Below are 21758 nucleotides of genomic sequence, written 5' to 3' on the forward strand. Positions count from 1 at the left end.
TGACCGCAGACGACCGTGGTGACCGCCGCGCGCCGCAAGTGGCCGCCAGGATCGGGAACCCATTCTTTGATCCTTTCGTCTCATGATGTGGTACGAAGCGGTCGGATCGCGGTCGCTCGTTAGACTGCACCAGCAATGAGACGGACTGAGCGAGGAGCGCACGTGGGCCTTGTCGTGCAGAAGTACGGAGGCTCCTCCGTAGCCGATGCCGAAGGCATCAAGCGTGTCGCCAAGCGGATCGTGGATGCCAAGAAGAACGGCCACCAAGTGGTCGTCGTGGTGTCCGCGATGGGCGACACGACGGACGAGCTGATCGATCTCGCCGAGCAGGTTTCCCCGATGCCTGCCGGGCGCGAATTCGACATGCTGCTGACCGCCGGAGAGCGGATCTCCATGGCCCTGCTGGCCATGGCGATCAAAAACCTGGGCCACGAGGCCCAGTCGTTCACCGGTAGCCAGGCAGGCGTGATCACCGACTCGGTCCACAACAAAGCGCGCATCATCGATGTCACGCCGGGCCGTATCCGCACCGCGCTGGACGAGGGCAACATCGCCATCGTCGCCGGCTTCCAGGGCGTGTCCGCGGACTCCAAGGACATCACCACCCTCGGCCGCGGCGGCTCGGACACCACCGCCGTGGCGCTGGCCGCGGCGCTGGACGCCGAGGTCTGCGAGATCTACACCGACGTCGACGGCGTCTTCACCGCGGATCCCCGCGTCGTGAAGAAGGCCAAGAAGATCGACTGGATCTCCTCCGAGGACATGCTGGAGCTCGCGGCCTCCGGTTCCAAGGTGCTGCTGCACCGCTGTGTCGAGTACGCACGCCGATACAACATCCCGATCCACGTCCGCTCGTCCTTCTCGGGGCTGCGCGGAACCTGGGTCAGCAACGAACAGCCTCAAGGGGACGAGCAGGTGGAGCACGCCATCATCTCCGGAGTCGCTCACGACGTCTCCGAAGCGAAGATCACGGTCGTCGGCGTCCCGGACAAGCCGGGTGAGGCCGCGGCGATCTTCCGCGCCATCGCGGACGCCGAGATCAACATCGACATGATCGTGCAGAACGTCTCTGCGGCCTCGACGGGCCTCACCGACATCTCCTTCACGCTCCCGAAGACCGAAGGCCACAAGGCCATCGACGCCCTGGAGAAGGCGAAGGGCGCGATCGGCTTCGACTCCCTGCGCTACGACGACCAGATCGGCAAGATCTCCCTGGTCGGCGCGGGCATGAAGACGAACCCGGGCGTCACCGCCTCGTTCTTCCAGGCGCTGTCCGACGCGGGCGTCAACATCGAGCTGATCTCCACCTCGGAGATCCGCATCTCGGTCGTGACCCGCCAGGACGACGTCAACGAGGCCGTCCGCGCCGTGCACACGGCCTTCGGCCTCGACTCCGACAGCGACGAGGCCGTCGTCTACGGAGGCACCGGACGATGACCCGGGCCCGGTCCTCCGCCCCGGCGCTCGCCGTGGTCGGGGCGACCGGAGCGGTGGGCAGTGTCCTGCTCCAGATCCTGTCCCAGCGGGCGGACGTCTGGGGCGACATCCGCCTGATCGCCTCCGCGCGCTCGGCCGGCCGCGTGCTGGCCGTCCGCGCGGAGGAGGTCGAGGTGCTCGCCCTCACCGAGGACGCCTTCGACGGCCTCGGTCCGGGCGACGTCGCACTCTTCCTGACCCCGGCCGAGGTCTCGGCCCGGTGGGCTCCCGTCGTCACCGCGCGCGGCGCCGCCGTCGTCGACCAGTCCGCCGCCTTCCGGGAGGACCCCGAGGTCCCGCTGGTGGTGCCCGAGGTCAACGGGCACGCCGTACGGATCCGGCCGCGCGGGATCGTCGCCGGCCCGGACTGCGTGACCGCCGCCATGATCGCGGCCCTGGGCGCGCTGCACGCCGAGTACTCCCTCTCCGGGCTGGTGGTGTCCTCGTACCAGGCCGCGAGCGCCGCGGGCCGGGCCGGATCCGAGGCGCTGCGCCGCCAGCTGTCGCTGGTCGCCGGGACCTCCCTCGGCGAGCAGACCGGTGACGTACGCCGTGCCGTGGGCGAGGACACCGGCCCCTTCGCGGCTCCGCTCGCCCTCAACGTCGTGCCGTGGTCCGGCGAGCTGCGCGCCGACGGCTGGTCCTCGCACGAGCTGGCGGTACGGGGGGAGACGCGCCGGATCCTCCAGCTGGAGGAGCTCCCGGTGGCGGTGACCTGCGTACAGGTGCCGGTGCTGACCGGGCACTCGCTGACCGTGCGGGCCCGGTTCGACCGCGAGGTGGAGGCCCCGCACGCCCGCGAGATCCTGGAGGCCGCACCCGGTGTGGTGCTCGTGGACGACCCCGCCGCGGGGGAGTTCCCCACCCCCGTGGACGCCGCCGGGACGGATCCGGCCTGGGTGGGGCGGGTGCGGGCCTCGCTCGACGACCGCCACGCCCTGGAGTTCTTCGTGTGCGCCGACAATCTCCGCAAGGGCGCTGCCCTGAATGCCACGCAGATCGCGGAACTGATCGCGGGTGAATTTGCGTAATTCGCTTTGTAGGATCGGTGCTGATCCCTTGATCAAGGTGATGGCCCGACCGCCGTCTCGATAAGACGGGGCAATCGGGAAGAGCGGGTACGCATGAGGGCAATGGGGATCTTTCTGGTGAGGGTGCCTCGCGCGTACAACCCTGACGGGGGGACGCGTGTCCTACAGGCGTGGCAGAGGCACTTCTCGAATGGGCCGTCCTACCGGCGCGCACCGGGATCATCCCGTCGCGCCGGGGCCTGCGTGCGCCCGGCGGCGGTCTTCCCGTGATCGTGCCCGTCCCGCCGACGGGGACGTCCGAGGCGCCCGTACGGACCGCCGTGCCGATCCGGGGCGGTCTCGTGCCCGCACCGCGCGAAAGCGCTGAAGCGGGCGGGAGCGGCAAGGGCGAGACGGCCGAGGTGGTGGCCGGCACCACCGTCGACCACCTCACGGCCACCTACCAGGCGCACTACCGCTCACTGCTCGGCCTGGCCGCACTGCTCCTCGACGACACCGCCTCCTGCGAGGACGTGGTCCAGGAGGCCTTCATCCGCGTGCACTCGGCGCGGAGCCGGGTCCGCGACCGGGAGAAGACCCTGGCGTACCTGCGCCAGACCGTCGTGAACCTCTCGCGCTCCGCCCTGCGCCGGCGCATCCTCGGCCTGAAGCTGCTGTCGAAGCCGATGCCGGACATGGCGAGCGCCGAAGAGGGCGCGTACGACCAGCTGGAGCGGGACGATCTGATCAAGGCGATGCGCGGACTCCAGCGCCGCCAGCGCGAGGTGCTGGTACTGCGCTACTTCGCGGACATGACGGAAGCCCAGGTCGCCGAGACGCTCGGGATATCGCTCGGCTCGGTGAAGGCGTACGGATCGCGGGGCATTGCCGCGCTGAGGGTGGCGATGGAGGCTGCGCAGTCATGAGGGACGACCACACTCCGCCGGGCGGGGCGAGCGAGGAAGAGGCCCTGCGGGGCCTGCTGCACGGGGCCGTCGAGGGACTGGAGCCCTCCGCGGGCGCGCTGGAGCGACTGCGGTACGCCGTCCCCGCGCGCCGGACCCTGCGGCGCCAGGCCTTCGTGGGCGCCGCCGCGGTGGCGCTGCTCGCCGGGGCCGGGATCCCGGCCGCCCTGCACCTGACGGGGGGCGAGGGCACGCCCACGGACCACCCGGCCATGGCGGGGCACGGCGCGCACTCCGGTGACAAGCCGGGCGCGGTCCCGTCCGACCCGCATCAGAACGGAGCGGGGGCCCAGCCGAAGTCCAGCGGTTCCCTCGGCGGCGACCCGGCCGCGGGCGGTGTCACCGGGCAGCCGGACGCCGCCGCGGGCGGTTCCCCGGCCGGCGGTCTGACGGCGGGCGGGGCGGGCACCGCGACCTCGGGCGGTTCCGCCGGCTCGTCCGGTCCGGCCCTGGGCTCCGGGCCAATGCCGCCGGTGGCCGCGCCGGGAGTGCCGGTGTGCGGCGCCGCGCAGCTGGGGGTGGTGGGCTCGGCCCGCGCCCCGGAGCCCGACGGCAAGGTGTACGGCAGTTTCAAGGTCACCAACGTCTCGGCGCAGGGCTGCGCCGTCACCGGCCAGGACAGCGTGACGGCGGTCGGCGTCGCGACGGGCCAGGGCGCCGCCGGGGTCCCGGTGGTCGGCCATACTGCGGGAGATGCGGCGAGCGGTCTGCTGCCGGATCCGCGGGTCCAGGATCCGGTCCTGATGCTGTCGCCGAACACCGCGTACGAGGTCCGCTTCGCGTGGGTGCCGTCGGGGGACCCCTGTCCCGCGGCGACCTCGGGCGGCGACCCGAAGCCTCCTGCCGACGCGGCGACGGGCACGGCGCCGGAGGGCAGCGGGTCGGGCGCCGAAACGCAGAAGGGGGCCACGCCCCCGGCCGCCCCGAGCGGGGTCGAGGTCTCGCACACCCCGCCGACGGGTTCCCACACGACGCAGACGACGATCCCGCAGGCCTGCGGCGGCACGGTCTACCGCACGGGCGCGATCCCGGTGGCCGAGTAGGCCCCGGTCAGGAGGCGGGCTCGGGCTCGGGCTCCAGCAGGCCCGCCTGCGCGTCGCGGAGGGTCTCCACCTCGCGCCGGTAGAGCCGGAACCACATGAAGAGCACGAAGGCGACGAAGACGAACCACTCGCCGGTGTAGCCGAGGTTCTGGAAGGCCTTCAGGTCGAGACCGGTGTTGACCGGAGCCTGCGCGGGCACCGGAACCATCCCGTCCGCCGGGGTCTGCACGGTCAGCCAGGCGTCGTACAGGTCGTACGGGACGATGTTGACCAGCGAGGCCGCCCCGATCACCCCGAGCTGCCCGGCCGGGAGGCCGCCCTGGGAGTGGACCCCCTTGGTGCCGGAGTTCTCGGAGGCCTGCAGGGCCCCGGTGACCTCGACGCGGCCGGTCGGCGGGGCGGGCGCCTTCGCCGGGTCGGCCGCCCCCGGCAGCCAGCCCCGGACCACCGGGACGGCCTTGCCGGAGTCGGTCTTCAGCAGGGTCAGGACGTAGAAGCCGGACGCGCCGTCCTGCCGCCGCTCGGGCACCAGCAGCTGTTCGCCGTACTCCCCGGACGTGGCAGCCAGCCGTCCGGAGGTCTTCTTGTCCACCGGAAGCAGCGAGTCCAGGGGCGCGGCCGCCTGGTCGGTGGGCCGCTCGGCGGTCGCCTCCCGGTGGCTGGCGACGCGGTCCTCGAACCGGCCGAGCTGCCAGGACCCCATGAACAGGCAGAAGGGAACGGCGAGCGCGACGAAGACGTTGATCCCCCACCAGCGCGGGGTCAGGAGAAACCGGTGCACCCCACCACCGTACGGGGGGCGCACCGGAAGCCCCCTAGCGGGGCAGGTGCTTCAGGGCGAACTCGATCTCCATCCGGACCTGCTTGATCCGCTCCTCCACCACCAGCGAGCCGTGCCCGGCGTCGTACCGGTACACCTCGTGCACCGCCCCGCGCGCCGCGAGCCGGTCCACGTAGTTGTCGATCTGCCGGATCGGGCAGCGCGGGTCGTTGACGCCCGCGGCGATGTGCACGGGGGCCTTCACCGCGTCCACGTACGTCAGCGGCGAGGAGGCCTCGAAGCGGTCCGGGACCTCCTCCGGGGTACCGCCGAAGAGGGTGCGGTCCAGGGCCTTCAGCGCCTCCATCTCGTCGTGGTACGCCGTCACGTAGTCCGCGACCGGTACGGCGGCCAGACCCACGGCCCAGGCCTCCGGCCGCGTGCCCAGGCCCAGCAGCGTCAGGTACCCGCCCCAGGAGCCGCCCGACAGCACGAGGCGCGCCGGGTCCGCGAGGCCGGAGGAGACGGCCCACTCGCGGACCGCGGTGATGTCCTCCAGCTCGATCAGGCCGACCCGGTGCTTGAGGGCGTCCGTCCACTCGCGGCCGTAGCCCGTCGAGCCGCGGTAGTTGACCCGCACCACGGCGAAGCCGTGGTCCAGCCAGGCCGCCGGGGCCGCCGCGAAGGCGTCGCTGTCGTGCCAGGTCGGCCCGCCGTGGATCTCGAAGACCGTCGGGAAGGGGCCGTCGCCGTGGCCGACCGGGCGCTGCGCGAGCGCGTGGATCCGCCCGCCCGGGCCGTCCACCCACACGTCCTGCACCGGCAGCGAGCCGGGCGGCCGGAAGCCGGGCGGGTCCAGGACGGTCCCGCCCGCGGTGGACCGTACGGACGAGGGCTCGGCGGCCGAGGACCACAGGTATTCCACCGACCCGTCGGGCCGCGCGGTGGCACCCGACACCGTCCCCGGCGGCGTGTCCACCCGTACGAGCTCACGGGCGGCCAGGTCGTAGCGCCACAGCTCGCTGCGCGCCTCGAAGCTGTGCACGACCAGCAGCGCGGAGCCGTCGGGATACCACTCGGCGCTGACATCGCCCGGCAGGTCGATCGCGAGCTCCTGCTCGGCGCCGGTGGCCACGTCCCAGACCATCGGCTCCCAGCGGCCGCGGCGCTGGTGGCCGACGAGCAGCCGGGTGTCGCCCGCGACCGGGGCGAAGCCGAGCACCTCCAGGCCGAGCTCCTCGGCGCCGCCCCGCGAGTCGTCCAGCTCGGCGACGCCCGTCCCGTCGAGGGTGAGCACGCGCAGGGCCGAGTGCATGGCGTCACCGTGCTCGGTGTGCTCGATGGCCACGAGCGTCCCGTCGTGGGACAGGTCGCCGACGCCGGCCGACTCCCGGTGCCGGTAGATCACGGTGGGCGCGGACCCGTCGGGCCGGACCACGTGCACGATCGAGCCGTCCTCGTCGGTGGAGCGGCCGACGACCGTCGTCCCGTCGCGGCCGATGGCCAGGCCGGCGGGGTACGAGGGCTCCAGGCCGGGCGTGGCCGGTTCGTCGGGGCCGCCCGCGAAGGGCTGGCGCACCCAGGTGCCGAACTCGTCGCCGTCGGTGTCGGAGAACCACCAGATCCACTCCCCGTCGGGGGAGAGGGCGCCGTCGGTGGTGCCGTTGGGGCGGTCGGTGGCCTGCCGCTGCGCGCCGGTGGTGCGGTCCCAGGCGTAGAGCTCGAAGGTTCCGGTCGCGTTGGAGACGAAGAGCGAACGGTCCGGGGCGTCCTCGGCCCATTCGGGCAGGCCGACACGCGGTGCCCGGAACCGCTTCTCCCAGTCGGGCATCTCGGGGGTGATCTCGCTGTCGCTGGTCATGCGCCCCATTGTGGCCGCAGCGGCCCCCGGGATGCCGAATGCTCCGTATGGGCGCACAGTGGAACCCGTACGCCTGAACCCTGCTCCGAGGAGGAGTGATCATGGCGAAGAAGGCCCGTACCGGCCGGCACCTCCACCAGGACTCCGAGCGCGCGATCGCGAAGAACACGGCCGCCGAAGCCCGCGCGAAGGCCGCGGGCAGGGACGCGCAGTCGCTCTCCGCCAAGACCCGGGGCATGCAGCAGAAGGCGCAGGCCAAGCGCGGTTAGGGACCGTACGCTGGCGCCATGCGGATGATCGTCCGGGGCGCCCGGCTGCTCCACACCTCCGGCCTGTCCGACGTCGAGGTCGGGGAGGACGGCCGCATCGCGCGCGTCATCCCGTACGACGACCAGAAGGAACCACCGGCCACCGGCGTCCTCATCGAGGCCCACGGTGGCCTGCTCAGCGCCCCCTTCGTCGAGCCGCACATCCATCTCGACACGGCGCTGACCGTCGGCGAACCGCGTCCCAACGCCTCCGGCACCCTCTGGGAGGGCATCGCCTGCTGGAGCGAGCGCAAGCGGACCCTGACCCGCGAGGACGTGATCGAGCGGGCGGACGAGGTGCTGCGCTGGCAGGCCGCCCAGGGCGTGCTGCACGTCCGTACCCACTGCGACATCACCGACCCGTCCCTCACCGCGCTCGACGCGCTGCTCGAAGTGCGCGACCGGGTGCGGGACTTCATGACCCTGCAGATCGTGGCCTTCCCGCAGGAGGGCATCGTCTCCTTCCCCGGGGGCGAGGCGCTGCTGCGCGAGGCGGTCGCGCGCGGGGCGGACGTGGTCGGCGCGATCCCGCACTTCGAGGACACCCGCGAGGACGGGGTGGCCTCGCTGCGGACGGCCTTCGCGCTGGCCGAGGAGCACGGGCTGCGGGTGGACGCGCACTGCGACGAGATCGACGACGAGCAGTCCCGTTTCGTGGAGGTGCTGGCCACCCTGGCCCTGCGCTCGGGCCTGCGCGAGCGGGCCACGGCCTCGCACACGACGGCCATGGGCTCCTACAACGGCGCGTACAGCTTCAAACTCCAGCGGCTGCTGGCCCGTTCCGGAATCAACCTGGTCTCCAACCCCTTCGCCAACCTGGGCCTCCAGGGGCGCTTCGACGCCTACCCCAAGCGGCGCGGCCTCACCCAGGTCAAGGAGATGCTGGCGGCCGGGGTCAACGTGGCGTTCGGCCACGACGACGTGATGGACCCCTGGAACGCGCTGGGCACCGCCAACCCGCTCCAGACCGCCCTCGTCGGGCTGTACGCCGCCCAGCTCACCGGGGCGGACGAGATCCCGGTGGCCTTCTCGATGGTGACGGACCGTGCGGCGCGCGTGCTGGGCCTGTCCGGGGCGGAGTACGGCATCACCGCGGGCGCGCCCGCCTCCTTCGTCCTGCTCCCCGTGCCGTCGCCCGAGGAGGCCGTCCGCCGTCAGGTCCGGCCCCGGTACGTCGTCTCGCGCGGGTCGGTCCTCGCCGAGACGGCCCCGGCTCCGACCCGGCTGAACTGGCCGGGGGAGCCCCCGTCCGAGGTGGACTTCGGACGCCGCCTACGCTGACGCCCCATGACGTGGACTCTTGACTCACCATCAGCCCTGGCTGCCTACGAGATCGCCTCGGAGTACGCGGACGCCGCGCTCCTGAACCACTCGGTCCGCTCCTACGCCTTCGGGGCGCAGTACGCCGCCCGGCACGGCCTGGATTACGACGCAGAGCTCTTCTATGTCAGCGCGCTGCTCCACGACCTGGGCCTGACCGCGCCCTTCGACAGCCACACCCTGCCCTTCGAGGAGGCGGGCGGCCATGTCGCGCGCGTCCTGACGGCGGGCCTGGGCTGGCCGACGGCCCGCCGGGCCCGCGCCGCAGAGGTGATCGTCCTGCACATGCGGGACGACGTGACGGCGGCCGAGGACGTGGAGAGCCACCTGCTCCAGGTCGGCACGAGCGCCGACGTCTCGGGCCTGCGCGTGGCCGAATTCGACCCTGCCTTCACCGAGGCCCTGCTGAAGGCCCACCCGCGGGCGGGCTTCGGCCCGTCCTTCCTGGCCCTGGTCGAGGACCAGGCCGCCCGCAAGCCCGAGTGCGCGGCGGCCGCCTATGTCGCGGGCGGCGCGGCCACCCGCATCGCGGCGAACCCGCTGGATGCGTGACACATCGGATACTGCCGCGTTGAGGAATGGTGAACATCAATTCCTCTTCGGCGGAGCACCCTCTGGCATCCGCGCCGGTTCTGGGGTTTCGACCACTGAAATTCGCGCAGCTCACCCGCGGCTACGTCGCGGATGTCAGAGCGGCCGACCTGGTGCCGCTCGCGGCTTCCGTGGAGGCCGCACGCCGGTTGTGGGCCAAGCGCGGGTACTTGCCCGACACGGAACCCAACCTGCGGCTCGCCGCGATGCTCATGCACCGTCCCGAGGAATTCGGAGCCGTCGGGCAGATCGTGCTGGGAGCCGATAATCTGGAATGGATCCCGGAGCCCGGTGGCTTCGCCGACTTCATCCAGCTCATCGGGCCCGAGTGCATCGACGGCATGCAACGCCTGAGCGTCATCTCGCACAGCTACGGACGAGTGCCGAGCGCCAACCTCGACCAGGCGATCGTCCGGATCGAGATCCTCTGCGGCCAGGCGCGCCGGCAGGCGCGGGTCTTGTACGACGCCGCCGACAGCTACCTGAACCCCTCGACGGGGCAGGACCGCCTGATCCGCTGCCCGCACATCTTCCGGCTGATGAACGCCGACTGGGAGAAGGGGCGCTTCGACCCCCGGCGGGGGGTCACCACCGGCCCGGTGGGCGAGCACTACACGATGGCCGAAGTGACCCAGGCCCTGGCCTGCCTCTCGCACCTGCCCCTCCCGGAGGCCGCGAACCTGGCGGCCACCCCCGAGGGCCGGGACGCGCTGTGGAGCGACATGTCCTCCCCGCTGTACGAGAGCCTCTTCCATGAGGCCATGACTCCGGTCGGGGTCGTGCGTGCGGTCGAGGCCTGGCAGCGCGCGCAGGACACGCTGAACACCCTGCCCACACGTCTCAAGCAGGGCCACGGCCATCTCATCTCCTACGCCTCCGCCCTGATGTGCTGGGAGGCCTGCCGGGGGCTTCCGCTCACCGAACTCCACGATCCCAAGTCGGCGTACTGGTGGGACGAGGCCATCTCCTCCCGCCTGCCCGCCGCGACGGCGGCCGCTGCCGAGCGTCTGGTGTCCCGCTACCGTGCGATCCGCCCGGGCGGCGGGCCGTACAAGCCCGAGGCGCCGAAACTGAGTCTGTGGCGCGAGCTCCTGGAGCGCTCGTAGCGGTGCCCGAACTGCCGGCGACGGTTCGCCACCGCATCCTGGAAGAGCAGAGGGAGGTCCTCGTATGAGCACGGTATTCGCGTCCATCGGCATGACCCTGGACGGCTTCGTCGCCGGACCAAACGCCCGCCCCGGCAATCCCCTCGGGGACGGCGGTCTGAAGATCCACCAGTGGGTGTTCGCCATCGACGCCTGGCGCGAACGCCAGAGCCTGCTGCCCGGCGGCGGTGAGCGCAACGCCTCGGCCGAGGTCGTCGAGGAGAACTTCGACCGGACCGGGGCCTACGTCATGGGCCGCCGGATGTTCGCGGAGGGCGAGCTCGGCTGGCCCGACCCGCCGCCCTTCCGCGCCCCGGTCTTCGTCCTCACCCACACGCCGCGCGAACCGTGGGTCCGCGAGGGAGGCACGACCTTCCACTTCGTCACCGACGGCCCGGAAGCCGCCCTCGCGGCGGCCCGCGAGGCGGCCGGCGGCAAGGACGTGCAGATCTCGGGCGGCGCCGAGACCGTCCGCGCGTACCTCGCCGCGGGCCTGGCCGAGGAGTTGGAGATCCACCTCGCCCCGATCCTCCTCGGCTCCGGCACCCGCCTCTTCGACGGCGTCGACCCGTCCCTGCACCTCACCCCGGACCGTACGGTCGCCACCCCGCAGGTCACGCACATCCGCTACCGCGTCGGATAGCGTGCCCGCATGTCGTGGGACGAGGACGGATCACCGCACCCGCTCGCACTGCGCCGCACCGGCCGCAGCGAGCTGGAGCCGGACCGGCTGCCCGAGATCCGCGAGCTGGAAGTGCTCGGCTGGGAGCCCGCGCCCGAGGACCTGCGCTGGGTGTTCCTCCCGTACGTCTGGCCCCCGGCGGCCCGGACCTGGATCCCGGACCGCTCCACCCACTGGGCGGTGGACACCTCGCTCGACGGCCACGGCCACATCACCGGCGTGGAGTGCGCCCCGCTCCCCGAGCCCGACCTGCGCGAACTCGACCACGAGGCCGACGCGGCCCTCGCCGGGCTCGGCCTCCCGCCCCGGCCCCGGGGCCGCCTCTGGCTGCTCCGCCCGGTCGGCACCTTCCCGACCGTCGAGGCGGTACTCGGCCACCTCGACGCGGTGGCCGCCGAACGCGCCGTGGAGGCCGGGCCCTCCCCGGACTTCCTCACCCTGGTGCGGACCGAACTCGCCGCGCTCGGCACCGCGTAGACGCAGGTCGTGAAGCGGCGGCTTCGGTGCCCACATGGCTACGCTTGTCGTGAGGGGGTACCGGCGGGAGGCGGTCTCATGAGGCGGCGCCATCACTTCCACATCGAACACGCCGGGCATTCGGTCAGTGCCACGGTCCAGACCGGCCACACCGCCGTCGTGGAGGTACTGGTCGACGGCAAGGAGACCGGCTACGCCACGACGCGCGACGACCACCCCGTGACCGTCCGCGTCGAGCTGCCGACGGACCCGCCGACGCCGGTGTCCGTCCGCGCGACACCCGGCCCGGAGCCCGGCTGCGTCTTCGAGAGCCCGACGGCCGAGCCGCAGGTCATGGCGCCGCGCCCGTACTGACGATCAGTGCCGCGGCGGCCACGGCGCCACGTCGTGGGACTCCTGCGGCAGCCAGGGCCCGACGGGTTCGTAGGCCAGGGGCGCCGGTACGGGTACGGGCGCGAGCGCGGGCGCCGCGGCGGGCATCCGGAGGCTGCCGTAGCGCTCCATGCGCTGCCAGCGCAGGCGCGATCCGGCGATGGCGGTGAACACGGACTGGATGACGACCAGGTACATCAGCTGGCGGTACACGAACTGCTGGAGCGGCAGGCTCCACAGCGCCCCGGGCCGTTCCTTGTCGAGGTGGAAGGCGTAGAGCCCCATCAGGACCTGGAGCAGGAGGAAGGCGCACCACAGGCCGAGGATGCGGACCGGGTCGAGGAAGATCAGCCCGAAGACGGCGATGATGTCCACGACCGGCGCGAGCAGCGGCAGCAGCACCTGGAACATGAGCAGGTAGAGCAGTCCGCGGCGGCCGAGCTTTCCGGCCTGGCCCCGCTGGGCGAGGGCGCCGCGGTGCTTCCACATGGCCTGGAGGGTTCCGTAGCACCAGCGGTAGCGCTGCTTCCACAGGGCGCCGAGCGAGGCGGGGGCCTCGGTCCAGGCGATGGCCCGCTCCTCGTAGACCACGCGCCAGCCGTCGCGGCACAGCGCCATGGTGAGGTCGGTGTCCTCGGCGAGGGTGGTGTCGCTGACGCCCCCGACGCGCAGCAGGGCCTCGCGGCGGAACGCCCCGACCGCGCCGGGCACGGTGGGCATGCATTCGGCGAGGTCGAAGAGGCGCCGGTCCAGGTTGAAGCCGACGACGTATTCGATGTGCTGCCAGCGGCCGAGCAGACCGCCGCGGTTGACGACCTTGGCATTGCCCGAGACGGCGCCGACGCGCCGCTGGGCGAAGGGCTGGACGATCATGCGTACGGCGTCCGGCTCGAAGACGGTGTCGCCGTCGACCATGACGAGCAGGTCGTACGAGGCCGCGGCGATGCCGGTGTTGAGCGCGGCGGGCTTCCCGGCGTTCTGCTGGCGGATGACGCGTACGCCGGGCAGCCGGAGGGACTCGACGATGTCGGCGGTGCCGTCGGTGGAGCCGTCGTCGACCACGATGACCTCCACCGGATGGTCCGACGCGAGCAGGGAGCGGACGGCGGCCTCGATGCCGGCGCTCTCGTTGTAGGCGGGGACGATGATGCTGACCGGTTCGGTGACCACCCGGCCCCACGGCTTGCGGCGCGTCCGCACGTGCCGGCGGGCGGCGACGAACACCGCCACGGCGCGCAGCACGCTGATCGCGCCGGCCGCCCACAGCAGCCAGGAGAGCGCTTCGAGGACCCAGTCGCTGGCGCGCAGCGCGTTGATCAGGGCGATTCCCTGCCACCGGTCGACGGTCGAGGCGGGCCGGGTGGGCGCGGGAAGGCCGACCGCCTCGCTGACCGTGGTGAAACGGAAGCCGCCCGCCTTGAGGCGGGGGATGAGCTGCTCCAGGGCCGCGACGGTCTGCGAGCGGTCGCCGCCCGCGTCGTGCATCAGCAGGATCTGGCCGTCCGTGCCCTGCGGAGTCGAGTTGGCGACGATCCCGGCGACGCCCGGGCGGCGCCAGTCCTCGCTGTCCTGCGTGGTGAGGACGGTGAGATAGCCCTCCAGTCCCGCCTGGACGACCGTGTTCCAGTCGGCGTCGTTCAGCGCCTCGTTGGTCGAGGAGTAGGGCGGGCGCAGCAGCGGGGTGGTGATCCCGGTGGCGCCGGCGATGACGAGCTGGCTCTCGCGCAGCTCCAGGGAGCGCCGCCAGTCGGAGGCGGCGCCGAGGTCGGTGTGGGTGAAGGTGTGGACGCCGATCTGGTGGCCGTCCGCGACGATCCGCCGGGCCAGGTCGGGATGGGCGGACACCTGGGCGCCGACGGTGAAGAACGTGGCGCGCACCTGGTTGCGGCGCAGGACGTCCAGGATCTTCGGGGTCCAGACGGGGTCGGGCCCGTCGTCGAAGGTCAGCGCGATCGTGCGGGGCGCGGGAGCGGCCGTCCGCCCGGCGGCGCCCTCGACGACCGGCCCGCCGTACCGGATGGCCTCCGGTACGGACGCGGAGGAACCGGCCGTACGGGGGGCCGCGCCGTCGGCGGTGGTGTCGAACATGTGCTTGGCGTAGCCCTGGAGCACCAGCGCGGCCGAGAGGGTGACGACGAGCACGGTCAGCAGCAGCCAGTGGGTGCGCAGCGGGACGTTGCGCACGGTGCCGTGCCGGCCGCGGGGGAGGCGGCGTCGGTTCTTCGACAAGGGGACGAGCTTTCTGCCTGTGGTGATCCGGGAAGGTCAGGGGGCAAGGGGGCGAGGGGGCCGGGAGGGTCAGGGGTGGACGGTGGGTTTGCCGCCTTGGCCGGGTGCCGACGTCGGCTTGCCGCGGCCGTTCTGGCCGCCCGCCTGGGTGGGGCCGGACCCCGTGGTGGGGGCGGCGGTGGCCGGCCCGCGGGTGGTGGCCGCACCGGGCGGAGCGGTGGGACCGCCGGGGCCGGTGGGGGAGGCCTGCGGTGCGCCGCCGGTCGGGGAGGCGGCGCGCTTCGGTGAGGCGGAGGCGCCCGGCTCGGCCTCGGCGGCGGGGGGCCGGCTCGGGGCGGCGTCCGGAGTGCGCGGTGCGGGGAGGAACGGCGAGCGGACGGTGGGACCGCCGAACAGCGAACTGATCAGGAGGACGACGTAGGCGGCGGCGGGTACGACCAGCAGCCACCCCAGGCGGCGGACCCGCCGCTGGCGTCGGCCCGAGGAGTCCACGAAGACCGGCGCGGGCGCGGGGGCGTGCCCAGCAGCGGGGGCGGGTGCGTGCTCGGGTGCGTGCCCGGGGTGCGGTTCCGCCGGGCCCGGGGAGGCCGCGTAGAGGCGGGGAAGCGGCAGTGTGTCGTCGTCGGCGTAACCGGGTGGTGGTTGCATCGGTGGGCCAGGCTCCTAGTGCTGTGACTGGAAAGGTTCACCGGGTCGCGGCCCCCGGCACGGCACCTCGCCGCGTTGTCGGCCCGTGCTGGTACGTCCAGTACGAGCCGCGGCCCTCCGCCTTGCGATGCCCCGCACCGGACGCCGCGACCCGGCAAACCTTTCCGGCCACAGCACTAGGGAGCCGCCCCGGTCACGCCGGTGGGGCGGCCGGTCGGGGCGGGATTGCGGGGCGGGGACGGGTCGGTGGTCGGGGTGCCGGTCGGGCGGCCGCCCTTGGTGTCCGGGGTGCGGGTGGCCTCCGGGCTCGGGCTCCGGCTCTCGCGCCGCTTGCTCTCGTCCCGTCCGCCGTGCTTCGTCGGGTCGGCGCCGTGCGGGCCGTCCGTCGGGTGCGGGGCCGGCGAGCCGTCGGGTCCGTCGCCCGGGCCGCCGACGACGGGGGCGCAGTAGTCCGGTACGGCGGCCTGCCCGCCGGCTGCCTCGACCAGCGGGGCGAACCGGTGCTCGGCCAGCACCTCGGCGGGCCGCGGGCCGGCGGCCTCGGCGTAGGCGCGGCAGAGCTCGGCCAGATCGGGCGGAATCGGAGTCGAGGGACGACTCAGGAGCCCCGGGGAGGCTCCCCCCGGCTCCCCGGCGGTGGCCGTGGCGGAGGCGGAGGGCGCCGGGCCGGCGCTCGCGGGCCCGCCGCCCAGGGCGGCGGGCAGATGACCCGTGCCGGCCGCGACGGCGACACCGCCGACAGCGGCGGCGGCCAGTGCCGCGGCCGCGACCTTCGCGCTCAGGAGCATCGCCGGCGTACGCACGGATCGCCTGCGGCGGGATCCCGGGACACGGGCGGCGGCGTGGGCGTGGGCGTGGTGGAGACGAGCGGTCCGGAACATGGCCACGGCCCGCTCCTCGCCCGCCAGCTCGCCGTCCGCCGCCGGAGCGGAGACCGAGGCGAGCAGTCCCGCCAAGGCCTCGTGGCCGGGTGCGAGGTCGCCCCGTGCACCGCCGAGCAGCTGCTCGGCCGTGTCGTGGTCGATGCGGCGGGATCGGTCGGTGCTCATCTCGTGTCCTTCAGCGTCGAAGCCACGGCCGATGTCACTCCTCGCCGGAAACTTTTTCCACGCGGCCGGGAAGCACCCGCTCCGCCCGCACCCCCCGACGGACCCGCCTCCTGCTGTTCGAGCAGCTGGGCGAGCTTGCGCAGGCCGCGGTGCGCCGCCATCCGCACCGCGCCGGCCCGCTTGCCCAGCACCCGGGCCGCGCTCTGCGCGTCCAGGTCCATCACCACCCGCAGGAGCACGGCCTCCGCCTGATCGCGGGGCAGCCCGGCTATCAGGGCGAGCGCCTCGGCGGTGGTGACCGACGCCAGCGCCGTGCCCTCGGTGTCCTCGGGCCCCGGTCGGTCGAGCAGGTACTCGACCGGCAGGCCGGCCGTCGGACGCCGGCGCCGACGGCGCAGCAGGTCCATCGCCCGGTTGCGGCCGATGGTCGACACCCAGCCGCGGAAGCCGTCGTAGTCCCCCCTGAACGACCCGAGGTCGCGGGCGACCTGCAGCCACGTCTCGGACGCCACGTCATCGGCCTCCTCGCCGACCAGCACGGTCAGGTAGCGCAGCAGGCCCGGCTGCACCGCCCGGAACAGCGCCAGGAAGGCCGCCTCGTCCCCCTGCCGCGCCGCCGCGACCACGTCGGACATGTCTTCCGCGGTCCCCGGGTCCCGCGCCGCTCCCGGCTCTCCCGCTCCGCTGTCGGCCTCGCCGAACTCCTCCGCACTGTGCACGCGGACATGATGCGGCACTTCCCGGAACGGATGGGGGTACGAGGTCTGGCCAAAGGAGGCCCGGTTGAGCAAAGATCGCGTCCGCACCCCGCCACCCGTGAATCTCCGGCACAACACATCCATCACAGGAGGATGTCCATGCCCCGCCGTTCCCCTCGCGGACTGACCGCCGCGGCCACCGCCGCCGTGGCACTCTTCACCCTGGCCGGACCGGCCTCGGCGTCCGCGCCCGCACCGGCGCCCGCCGCAGCCCTGCCCCAGGGCAGCATCTTCATGGTCAACCCCGTGCAGTCCTCGGGCGATCAGACGCTCGTCGACGGCAAGGACTCCGCCGGCGCCGTGCCCGCCTCCGCCTACACCACGGCCGCCCTGCGCAACCTCGACGGCAGCGGCGGACTGTCCGGGAAGTGGGCGTACGTCAGGTCGGAGACCGGCGCCGCCGCGAAGGTCGCGGACGCCACCCGGTACAACCGCGCCGACGACCAGTTCGAGCAGGTCATGGCCTACTTCTGGGTCAACGAGGCACAGGAGTACCTCCAGGGCCTGGGCTTCGGCGTCGAACTCCCCGGTGCCAACGACCGGGTTCAGCCGGTCCGCATCAACCAGTACGGCGCCGACAACTCCTTCTTCACCGACAAGAAGGCCGAGATCCGCTTCGGCAAGGGAAGCGTCGACGACGCCGAGGACGCCGAGGTGATCGTCCACGAGTACGGGCACGCGGTGCACAACGCCCAGGTCCCCGGCTTCGGCACCTCGCCCGAAGCCGGCGCGATAGGCGAGGCCTTCGGCGATTACCTGGCCGTCGAGGTCGGCGCCCACGCGGACGCCGTCTACGGCTGGCCGCAGAAGGCGGACCTGGCGTGCGTCGCCGACTGGGACTCGATCTCCTACAGCGCGGCCCCGCACTGCCTGCGCCGCATCGACGGGAACAAGGTCTACGCGGACCGGGTGGGCGAGGTGCACGCCGACGGCGAGATCTGGTCCCGCGCCCTCTTCGACATCCGGGGCGCCCTGGGAGCCCGTACGGCCGACCGCATCATCGTGAACGCGCAGTTCGGCTTCGCCCCGGACACGAGCTTCGAGGCAGCCGCCCGGACGACGATCGCGACCGCGCAGCGCATGTACGGCCAGCCCGCGGCGGACGCGGTCCGCGCCGCGTTCAAGGCCCGCCAGATCCCGGGGATCTGACCGGCGTCGGATCCGGTCCGGCCCGGGACGGACGCGGGGACCCCTATCCCGCATCCGCGGCTCGCCTCGCCCACTCCGTGGCGGAGAAGCAGGAGGCGAGCCACAGGGCCTCGGGCATGTTCAGGATGATCCCGCTGACGAACGGGAAGGGCATGCTCCGCCGGAGGTCCTCGGGGAAGTCGCTGCCGAACTCACCGCCGAACTCACCGCCGAACTCGCGCCCCGGGAGCGAGCTGCCCGGGATGTGCAGTCCGCCGGGTGTGATCGGGACCGGGTTCCAGTCGAGGTCGCTGTGGAGGAGGGTCGCGTGCCACTCCCCGGGGCGCTGCCAGAAGATCAACTGCTCGTCGAACTCGTTGACCCAGTGCAGGACATGGTCGGAGGCGCCGAAGGTGACCCCCGCCATCTCGCCGAGGTGGGCCAGAACGGCGTTCCGGCCCCGGTACCCGCCCACATAAGCGCGGGCCGTGTCCACGAAGGCCGCCAGGGTCGTGTCGTCGAGCACCGCCGTGGCGGGCAACCTGACGGTGCGAGGCCGGCGGCCCTCGCGGACCCCGCGACGGAGCTGCTCGGTTGCGTTCGCCCAGTGCAGTCGCGCCGTGTCCGGATCGAAGACGACGCAGAACACCGGCACGTTGCCCTTCGCCCAGGTCTCGCCGTGCTGTCGCACCGGTACGGCGTATCCGTAGGACCGCCGCCACGAGGCACCGCCCTTGACCTGCACCTTGATGACGTCGTTGGTCACGCGCCCGGCGTCGGCGAAGGTGACGAACAGATCCTCGCCGTAGTCGTTCTGTCCCGAGATCTCCTCCACCACGTGGTCATGACTCTGCAGGAGGGTGCGCAGGGCGTTCACGGCCGCCTGCTCCATCCGTCGACCCTGGGGAATCGTCGTCATGCCCTCTCCCTCGCCACGTGAGAACGTCCGCCCACGGTGCCATGCCCCTCTGACACTCGGCCGGGGACGACGAACGAGGCCCAGGTCTTGAACCTGGGCCTCGATGAAAGAGCGGGTCCTCGCCGCCGGCCGACTCTTACACTTCGTGGAGCCGCCTTAACGGGGTTGGGTGGCAGTAGAATTGGAGCCTGTGATCAGTGAGATGCACCCCACGATCGATTATGCGGCCTATTCGAGCATCGTCATCCCGCTTGAGGCCGGGACCGATGTGCCCACACACAACCACCCACAGCACCAGCTGACCTGGGCGCCGACCGGGCTGCTGACGATGACGGTGGACAACTTCCGCTGGGTGGTGCAGCGCTCGCGCGCCCTCTGGATCCCCGGCGGCGTGGACCATGCCGTCATCCCCAACTCGTCCTGTGCGATGCACTCGCTGTACTTCGAACCGGACGACTGCCCGCTGGACTGGGACACCCCGACCGTCATCGACGCCACCGGGGTGGTCGGGCCGCTGCTGTCCTACATCGTGGAGCTCGGAGGCCGCGCCGCGGACCGCCGTGCCCGGGCCGTGGACGTGCTGTGGGACCTGATGACGCCCATGTCGGTCACCATCATCCCGACCATCCTCCCCACCGACCCGCTGGCCCTGCGGATCGCGCTCGCCATCAGACAGGACCCGGCCGATCCCCGGGACCTCGCGGACTGGGGCCGGGAGGTCGGCGCGTCGCCGCGCACCCTCTCGCGCCGGTTCCGTGCCGAGACCGGGGTCAGCTTCGGCAGCTGGCGGACCTTCGAACGGCTCAACGCGGCGCTCCCCATGCTGGGCGCCGGGCACCCGATCGCCCGGGTCGCCCGCGCGGTCGGCTACAAGACCGCGAGCGCCTTCATCACCGCGTTCCGACGAGAAATCGGCACCACCCCCGCCGCTTACTTCGGCGGGAGCGGTGCCGATTCCGAGGTCACACCGACGCCGGCTCTGGTTCCCGCGTCTGCTCGCTGACCTTGCCGGACCGGCGGCTGTCGATCGCGAAGGTGATGATCGCGAGGACCACGGCGACCGCACCGATGACCGCGCCCAGGTTCGCCAAGGCGTTCATCGCGTCGATCGACGCGTTGTCGGCGACCTGGGTCAGCGCGGGCACGCTGTCGTGGAACTGTGACGGCACCCCCTCGATCACCTGGTGACCGGCTCCGGAGCCGATCCCCTCGATGAACTGCTCCTTCAGGTCCTCCGGCACCGCGCCGGCCCCGGGGAGCGCCGCGAGCCCGGACTCCGTCTTGTCCTCGGCGACGCGGCTGAACATCGCGCCGAGGCCGGCGATGCCCATGGCCATGCCGATCTGCCGCAGGGTGCCGAACGTGGCGCTGGCCATGCCCGCGTTCTCCTGCGAGGCGAAGGTCAGGGACGCGGCCTGGGTGACCGCGGTGATCGCGCCGAGGCCGAGGCCGCCGATGAGCATGCCCGGCACGAAGTGGGTCCACTCGCTGTCGGAGCCGAAGTTGCCCATCAGGTACATGCCCACGGTGACCAGCGTCATGGTGAGCGGAAGCGAGATCGCGAGCGACACGCGCCTGGCGAAGATCGCGGTCAGCGGCGCGGCGATCATCGCGCCGACGCTGATCGGCAGCAGCCGCAGGCCCATCTGCAGCGGCGAGTAGCCGAGCGTGCCGATGAGGAACAGCGCGATGTAGTTGGACGCGGCCATCAGCGTGGCCATGTGGGCGACCGACACGATCGCGGTGCCGGAGAACCCGGGCTTCTTCGCCATCGCGAGGTCGAACAGCGGGTGCTTGGCCCGCACCTGCCAGGCCAGGAAGGCGATCAGCAGCACGACCGCGGTGACGAGCAGGCCGATGACCGTCCCCGACGTCCAGCCGAGCGCGTTGCTCCGGGTCAGGGCGAACACGCCGGCCACGAGGCCACCGGTGAGCAGCACCGAGCCCAGCAGGTCGGCGCGGCGCTCGGGGCTGCTCGCCGACTCGGGCATCTTCAGCGCGGCCAGCACCATGATGCCGATGCCGATCGGCACGTTGATGGTGAAGATCGAGCGCCAGCCGAACTGGGTGACGAGCGCGCCGCCGAAGACCGGGCCGGCGACGGTCGCGAGGGCCATCACGGCGCCGTAGATGCCGATCGCCTTGGCTCGGGCCGCCTTCTCGGGGTACGCGACCGACAGCAGCGGCAGCGCGGTGGCGAACAGCATGGCGGCGGCGAAGCCCTGCACCGCGCGCAGGATGTCGAGCACCACAATGGTGTTCGCGAACGCCAACGCCAGCGACGAGGCGGTGAACCCGGCCATGCCGATGATGAACATCCGCCTGCGCCCGAACCGGTCGCCGAGCGTGGCGAAGGTCAGCAGGACACCGGCCAGCGGGATCGAGTAGGCGTCGATGACCCACTGCAGCCCGTCGATGGAGGCGTCGAAGTCCTTGCGGATGTCGGCGAGGGCGGCGGAGACGACGGTCGCGTCGAGCATCAGCATGAAGATCGCGACGCAGACCATGAACAGCACCAGCCCAGGCCGGCGTTGCTGGTCGCCCGGTGGTGCGGTGCTTGTCGTCGTCGCAGTCGAGGACATGAGTGCTCCCTGATGATTGAACGTTGGTGTCAGTTGCGGAGTGAAGACCCCCATATGCGGTCGCTGCCGCACTCGTTCACGCTATGGGCCCACCGGGTGGAGGGGAACGACGTACGAGGACGACCAATGTCGCGCAGCGGACAACTTTGACCCGCCCTACCTGCCCGATTGCGCGTAGCGGACACGCGGCTGCGCGCAGCGGCCGAGCCGCCGCTCCCGCCTTCGCGGTGGGGGAGAGTCCGGGGCTCATGTGCCCGCAGGGCAGTCGCTCCGTGAAGATCGACGCTGGCGCTGGAGTTCGGCAGAGAGAGTTGTATCCACGGTCCGGGAGTCTGTCCAGACGCCTGGACGACTGCGCCGCGTGGGGGCGGTTCAGCGGGGACGCCAACTCCCGCCGTACGACCGGGCAGGCTCGCCCCGAAGCCGACGCGGGGC

21 protein-coding genes are annotated in these 21758 nt (G+C 72.5%); 13 read left to right on the forward strand and 8 right to left on the reverse strand.

Annotated elements, in window-relative coordinates; translation table 11 throughout:
- The first annotated feature begins 162 nt into the window (after positions 1 to 162).
- The 4 genes from ACZ45T_RS20890 to ACZ45T_RS20905 all read left to right on the forward strand — a co-directional run bounded on the left by ACZ45T_RS20890 (position 163) and on the right by ACZ45T_RS20905 (position 4494).
- The gene (locus ACZ45T_RS20890; protein WP_468443355.1) at positions 163 to 1437 is read left to right on the forward strand and encodes an aspartate kinase; all 1275 of its coding nucleotides are present in this window, start codon (positions 163 to 165) and stop codon (positions 1435 to 1437) included.
- On the forward strand, positions 1434 to 2507 hold the full coding sequence (locus ACZ45T_RS20895) for an aspartate-semialdehyde dehydrogenase (protein ID WP_468443357.1): 1074 nt from the start codon (positions 1434 to 1436) through the stop codon (positions 2505 to 2507). Before ACZ45T_RS20890 ends, ACZ45T_RS20895 begins: the two co-directional genes overlap by 4 nt.
- A gap of 170 nt (positions 2508 to 2677) precedes the next feature.
- Positions 2678 to 3412 carry a SigE family RNA polymerase sigma factor gene (locus ACZ45T_RS20900; protein WP_468443359.1) on the forward strand — a complete coding sequence of 245 codons (735 nt, stop codon included), beginning with the start codon at positions 2678 to 2680 and terminating at the stop codon, positions 3410 to 3412.
- Positions 3409 to 4494, forward strand: coding sequence for a hypothetical protein (locus ACZ45T_RS20905; RefSeq protein WP_468443361.1), 1086 nt, complete (start codon positions 3409 to 3411; stop codon positions 4492 to 4494). Before ACZ45T_RS20900 ends, ACZ45T_RS20905 begins: the two co-directional genes overlap by 4 nt.
- A gap of 7 nt (positions 4495 to 4501) precedes the next feature.
- On the opposite strand, the gene ACZ45T_RS20910 is transcribed toward ACZ45T_RS20905, so the two are convergent.
- Entirely contained in the window at positions 4502 to 5275 is a 774-nt protein-coding gene (locus ACZ45T_RS20910) for an SURF1 family protein (protein WP_468443363.1), read from the reverse strand.
- Positions 5276 to 5309: 34 nt separating this feature from the next.
- Positions 5310 to 7115: a S9 family peptidase gene (locus ACZ45T_RS20915; RefSeq protein WP_468443365.1), complete on the reverse strand. Its 1806-nt coding sequence runs from the start codon at positions 7113 to 7115 to the stop codon at positions 5310 to 5312.
- Positions 7116 to 7216: 101 nt separating this feature from the next.
- Here ACZ45T_RS20915 and ACZ45T_RS20920 point away from each other — a divergent pair, with 101 nt between their 5' ends.
- From ACZ45T_RS20920 to ACZ45T_RS20950, 7 genes are all read left to right on the forward strand, one after another.
- Positions 7217 to 7384 carry a hypothetical protein gene (locus ACZ45T_RS20920; RefSeq protein ID WP_468443367.1) on the forward strand — a complete coding sequence of 56 codons (168 nt, stop codon included), beginning with the start codon at positions 7217 to 7219 and terminating at the stop codon, positions 7382 to 7384.
- Between the two features lie 18 nt (positions 7385 to 7402).
- A complete protein-coding gene (gene codA, locus ACZ45T_RS20925) occupies positions 7403 to 8704 on the forward strand; it encodes a cytosine deaminase (RefSeq protein WP_468443369.1) in 1302 nt (433 codons plus the stop codon).
- A 6-nt stretch (positions 8705 to 8710) separates the two neighbouring features.
- The gene (locus ACZ45T_RS20930) at positions 8711 to 9295 is read left to right on the forward strand and encodes an HD domain-containing protein (RefSeq protein ID WP_468443371.1); all 585 of its coding nucleotides are present in this window, start codon (positions 8711 to 8713) and stop codon (positions 9293 to 9295) included.
- A gap of 26 nt (positions 9296 to 9321) precedes the next feature.
- Positions 9322 to 10440 carry a hypothetical protein gene (locus tag ACZ45T_RS20935; RefSeq protein WP_468443373.1) on the forward strand — a complete coding sequence of 373 codons (1119 nt, stop codon included), beginning with the start codon at positions 9322 to 9324 and terminating at the stop codon, positions 10438 to 10440.
- 64 nt (positions 10441 to 10504) lie between these two features.
- Entirely contained in the window at positions 10505 to 11122 is a 618-nt protein-coding gene (locus ACZ45T_RS20940) for a dihydrofolate reductase family protein (protein WP_468443375.1), read from the forward strand.
- 9 nt (positions 11123 to 11131) lie between these two features.
- Positions 11132 to 11638: a DUF5956 family protein gene (locus ACZ45T_RS20945; RefSeq protein WP_468443377.1), complete on the forward strand. Its 507-nt coding sequence runs from the start codon at positions 11132 to 11134 to the stop codon at positions 11636 to 11638.
- A 78-nt stretch (positions 11639 to 11716) separates the two neighbouring features.
- Positions 11717 to 11992, forward strand: coding sequence for a hypothetical protein (locus ACZ45T_RS20950; protein WP_468443379.1), 276 nt, complete (start codon positions 11717 to 11719; stop codon positions 11990 to 11992).
- Positions 11993 to 11995: 3 nt separating this feature from the next.
- On the opposite strand, the gene ACZ45T_RS20955 is transcribed toward ACZ45T_RS20950, so the two are convergent.
- From ACZ45T_RS20955 to ACZ45T_RS20970, 4 genes are all read right to left on the reverse strand, one after another.
- Positions 11996 to 14239: a bifunctional polysaccharide deacetylase/glycosyltransferase family 2 protein gene (locus tag ACZ45T_RS20955; protein ID WP_468443381.1), complete on the reverse strand. Its 2244-nt coding sequence runs from the start codon at positions 14237 to 14239 to the stop codon at positions 11996 to 11998.
- A 69-nt stretch (positions 14240 to 14308) separates the two neighbouring features.
- The gene (locus tag ACZ45T_RS20960) at positions 14309 to 14887 is read right to left on the reverse strand and encodes a hypothetical protein (RefSeq protein WP_468443383.1); all 579 of its coding nucleotides are present in this window, start codon (positions 14885 to 14887) and stop codon (positions 14309 to 14311) included.
- Positions 14888 to 15063: 176 nt separating this feature from the next.
- Positions 15064 to 15936 carry a hypothetical protein gene (locus ACZ45T_RS20965; RefSeq protein ID WP_468443385.1) on the reverse strand — a complete coding sequence of 291 codons (873 nt, stop codon included), beginning with the start codon at positions 15934 to 15936 and terminating at the stop codon, positions 15064 to 15066.
- Positions 15933 to 16571 (reverse strand): RNA polymerase sigma factor, encoded by a 639-nt coding sequence (locus tag ACZ45T_RS20970; protein WP_468443496.1) that lies wholly within the window; start codon positions 16569 to 16571, stop codon positions 15933 to 15935. Before ACZ45T_RS20970 ends, ACZ45T_RS20965 begins: the two co-directional genes overlap by 4 nt.
- 222 nt (positions 16572 to 16793) lie before the next feature.
- Here ACZ45T_RS20970 and ACZ45T_RS20975 point away from each other — a divergent pair, with 222 nt between their 5' ends.
- Positions 16794 to 17843, forward strand: coding sequence for a M4 family metallopeptidase (locus ACZ45T_RS20975; protein ID WP_468443387.1), 1050 nt, complete (start codon positions 16794 to 16796; stop codon positions 17841 to 17843).
- A gap of 43 nt (positions 17844 to 17886) precedes the next feature.
- On the opposite strand, the gene ACZ45T_RS20980 is transcribed toward ACZ45T_RS20975, so the two are convergent.
- Complete coding sequence (locus ACZ45T_RS20980) at positions 17887 to 18741, reverse strand: DUF4365 domain-containing protein (protein ID WP_468443389.1); 855 nt, start codon at positions 18739 to 18741, stop codon at positions 17887 to 17889.
- 190 nt (positions 18742 to 18931) lie between these two features.
- On the opposite strand from ACZ45T_RS20980, the gene ACZ45T_RS20985 reads away from it, so the two are divergent.
- Positions 18932 to 19744, forward strand: coding sequence for a helix-turn-helix domain-containing protein (locus ACZ45T_RS20985; RefSeq protein WP_468443391.1), 813 nt, complete (start codon positions 18932 to 18934; stop codon positions 19742 to 19744).
- On the opposite strand, the gene ACZ45T_RS20990 is transcribed toward ACZ45T_RS20985, so the two are convergent.
- Positions 19704 to 21323 (reverse strand): MFS transporter, encoded by a 1620-nt coding sequence (locus ACZ45T_RS20990; protein ID WP_468443393.1) that lies wholly within the window; start codon positions 21321 to 21323, stop codon positions 19704 to 19706. The genes ACZ45T_RS20985 and ACZ45T_RS20990 overlap by 41 nt on opposite strands.
- Between the last annotated feature and the right edge of the window lie 435 nt (positions 21324 to 21758).

The organism is Streptomyces sp. NPDC030995 (assembly GCF_055571215.1).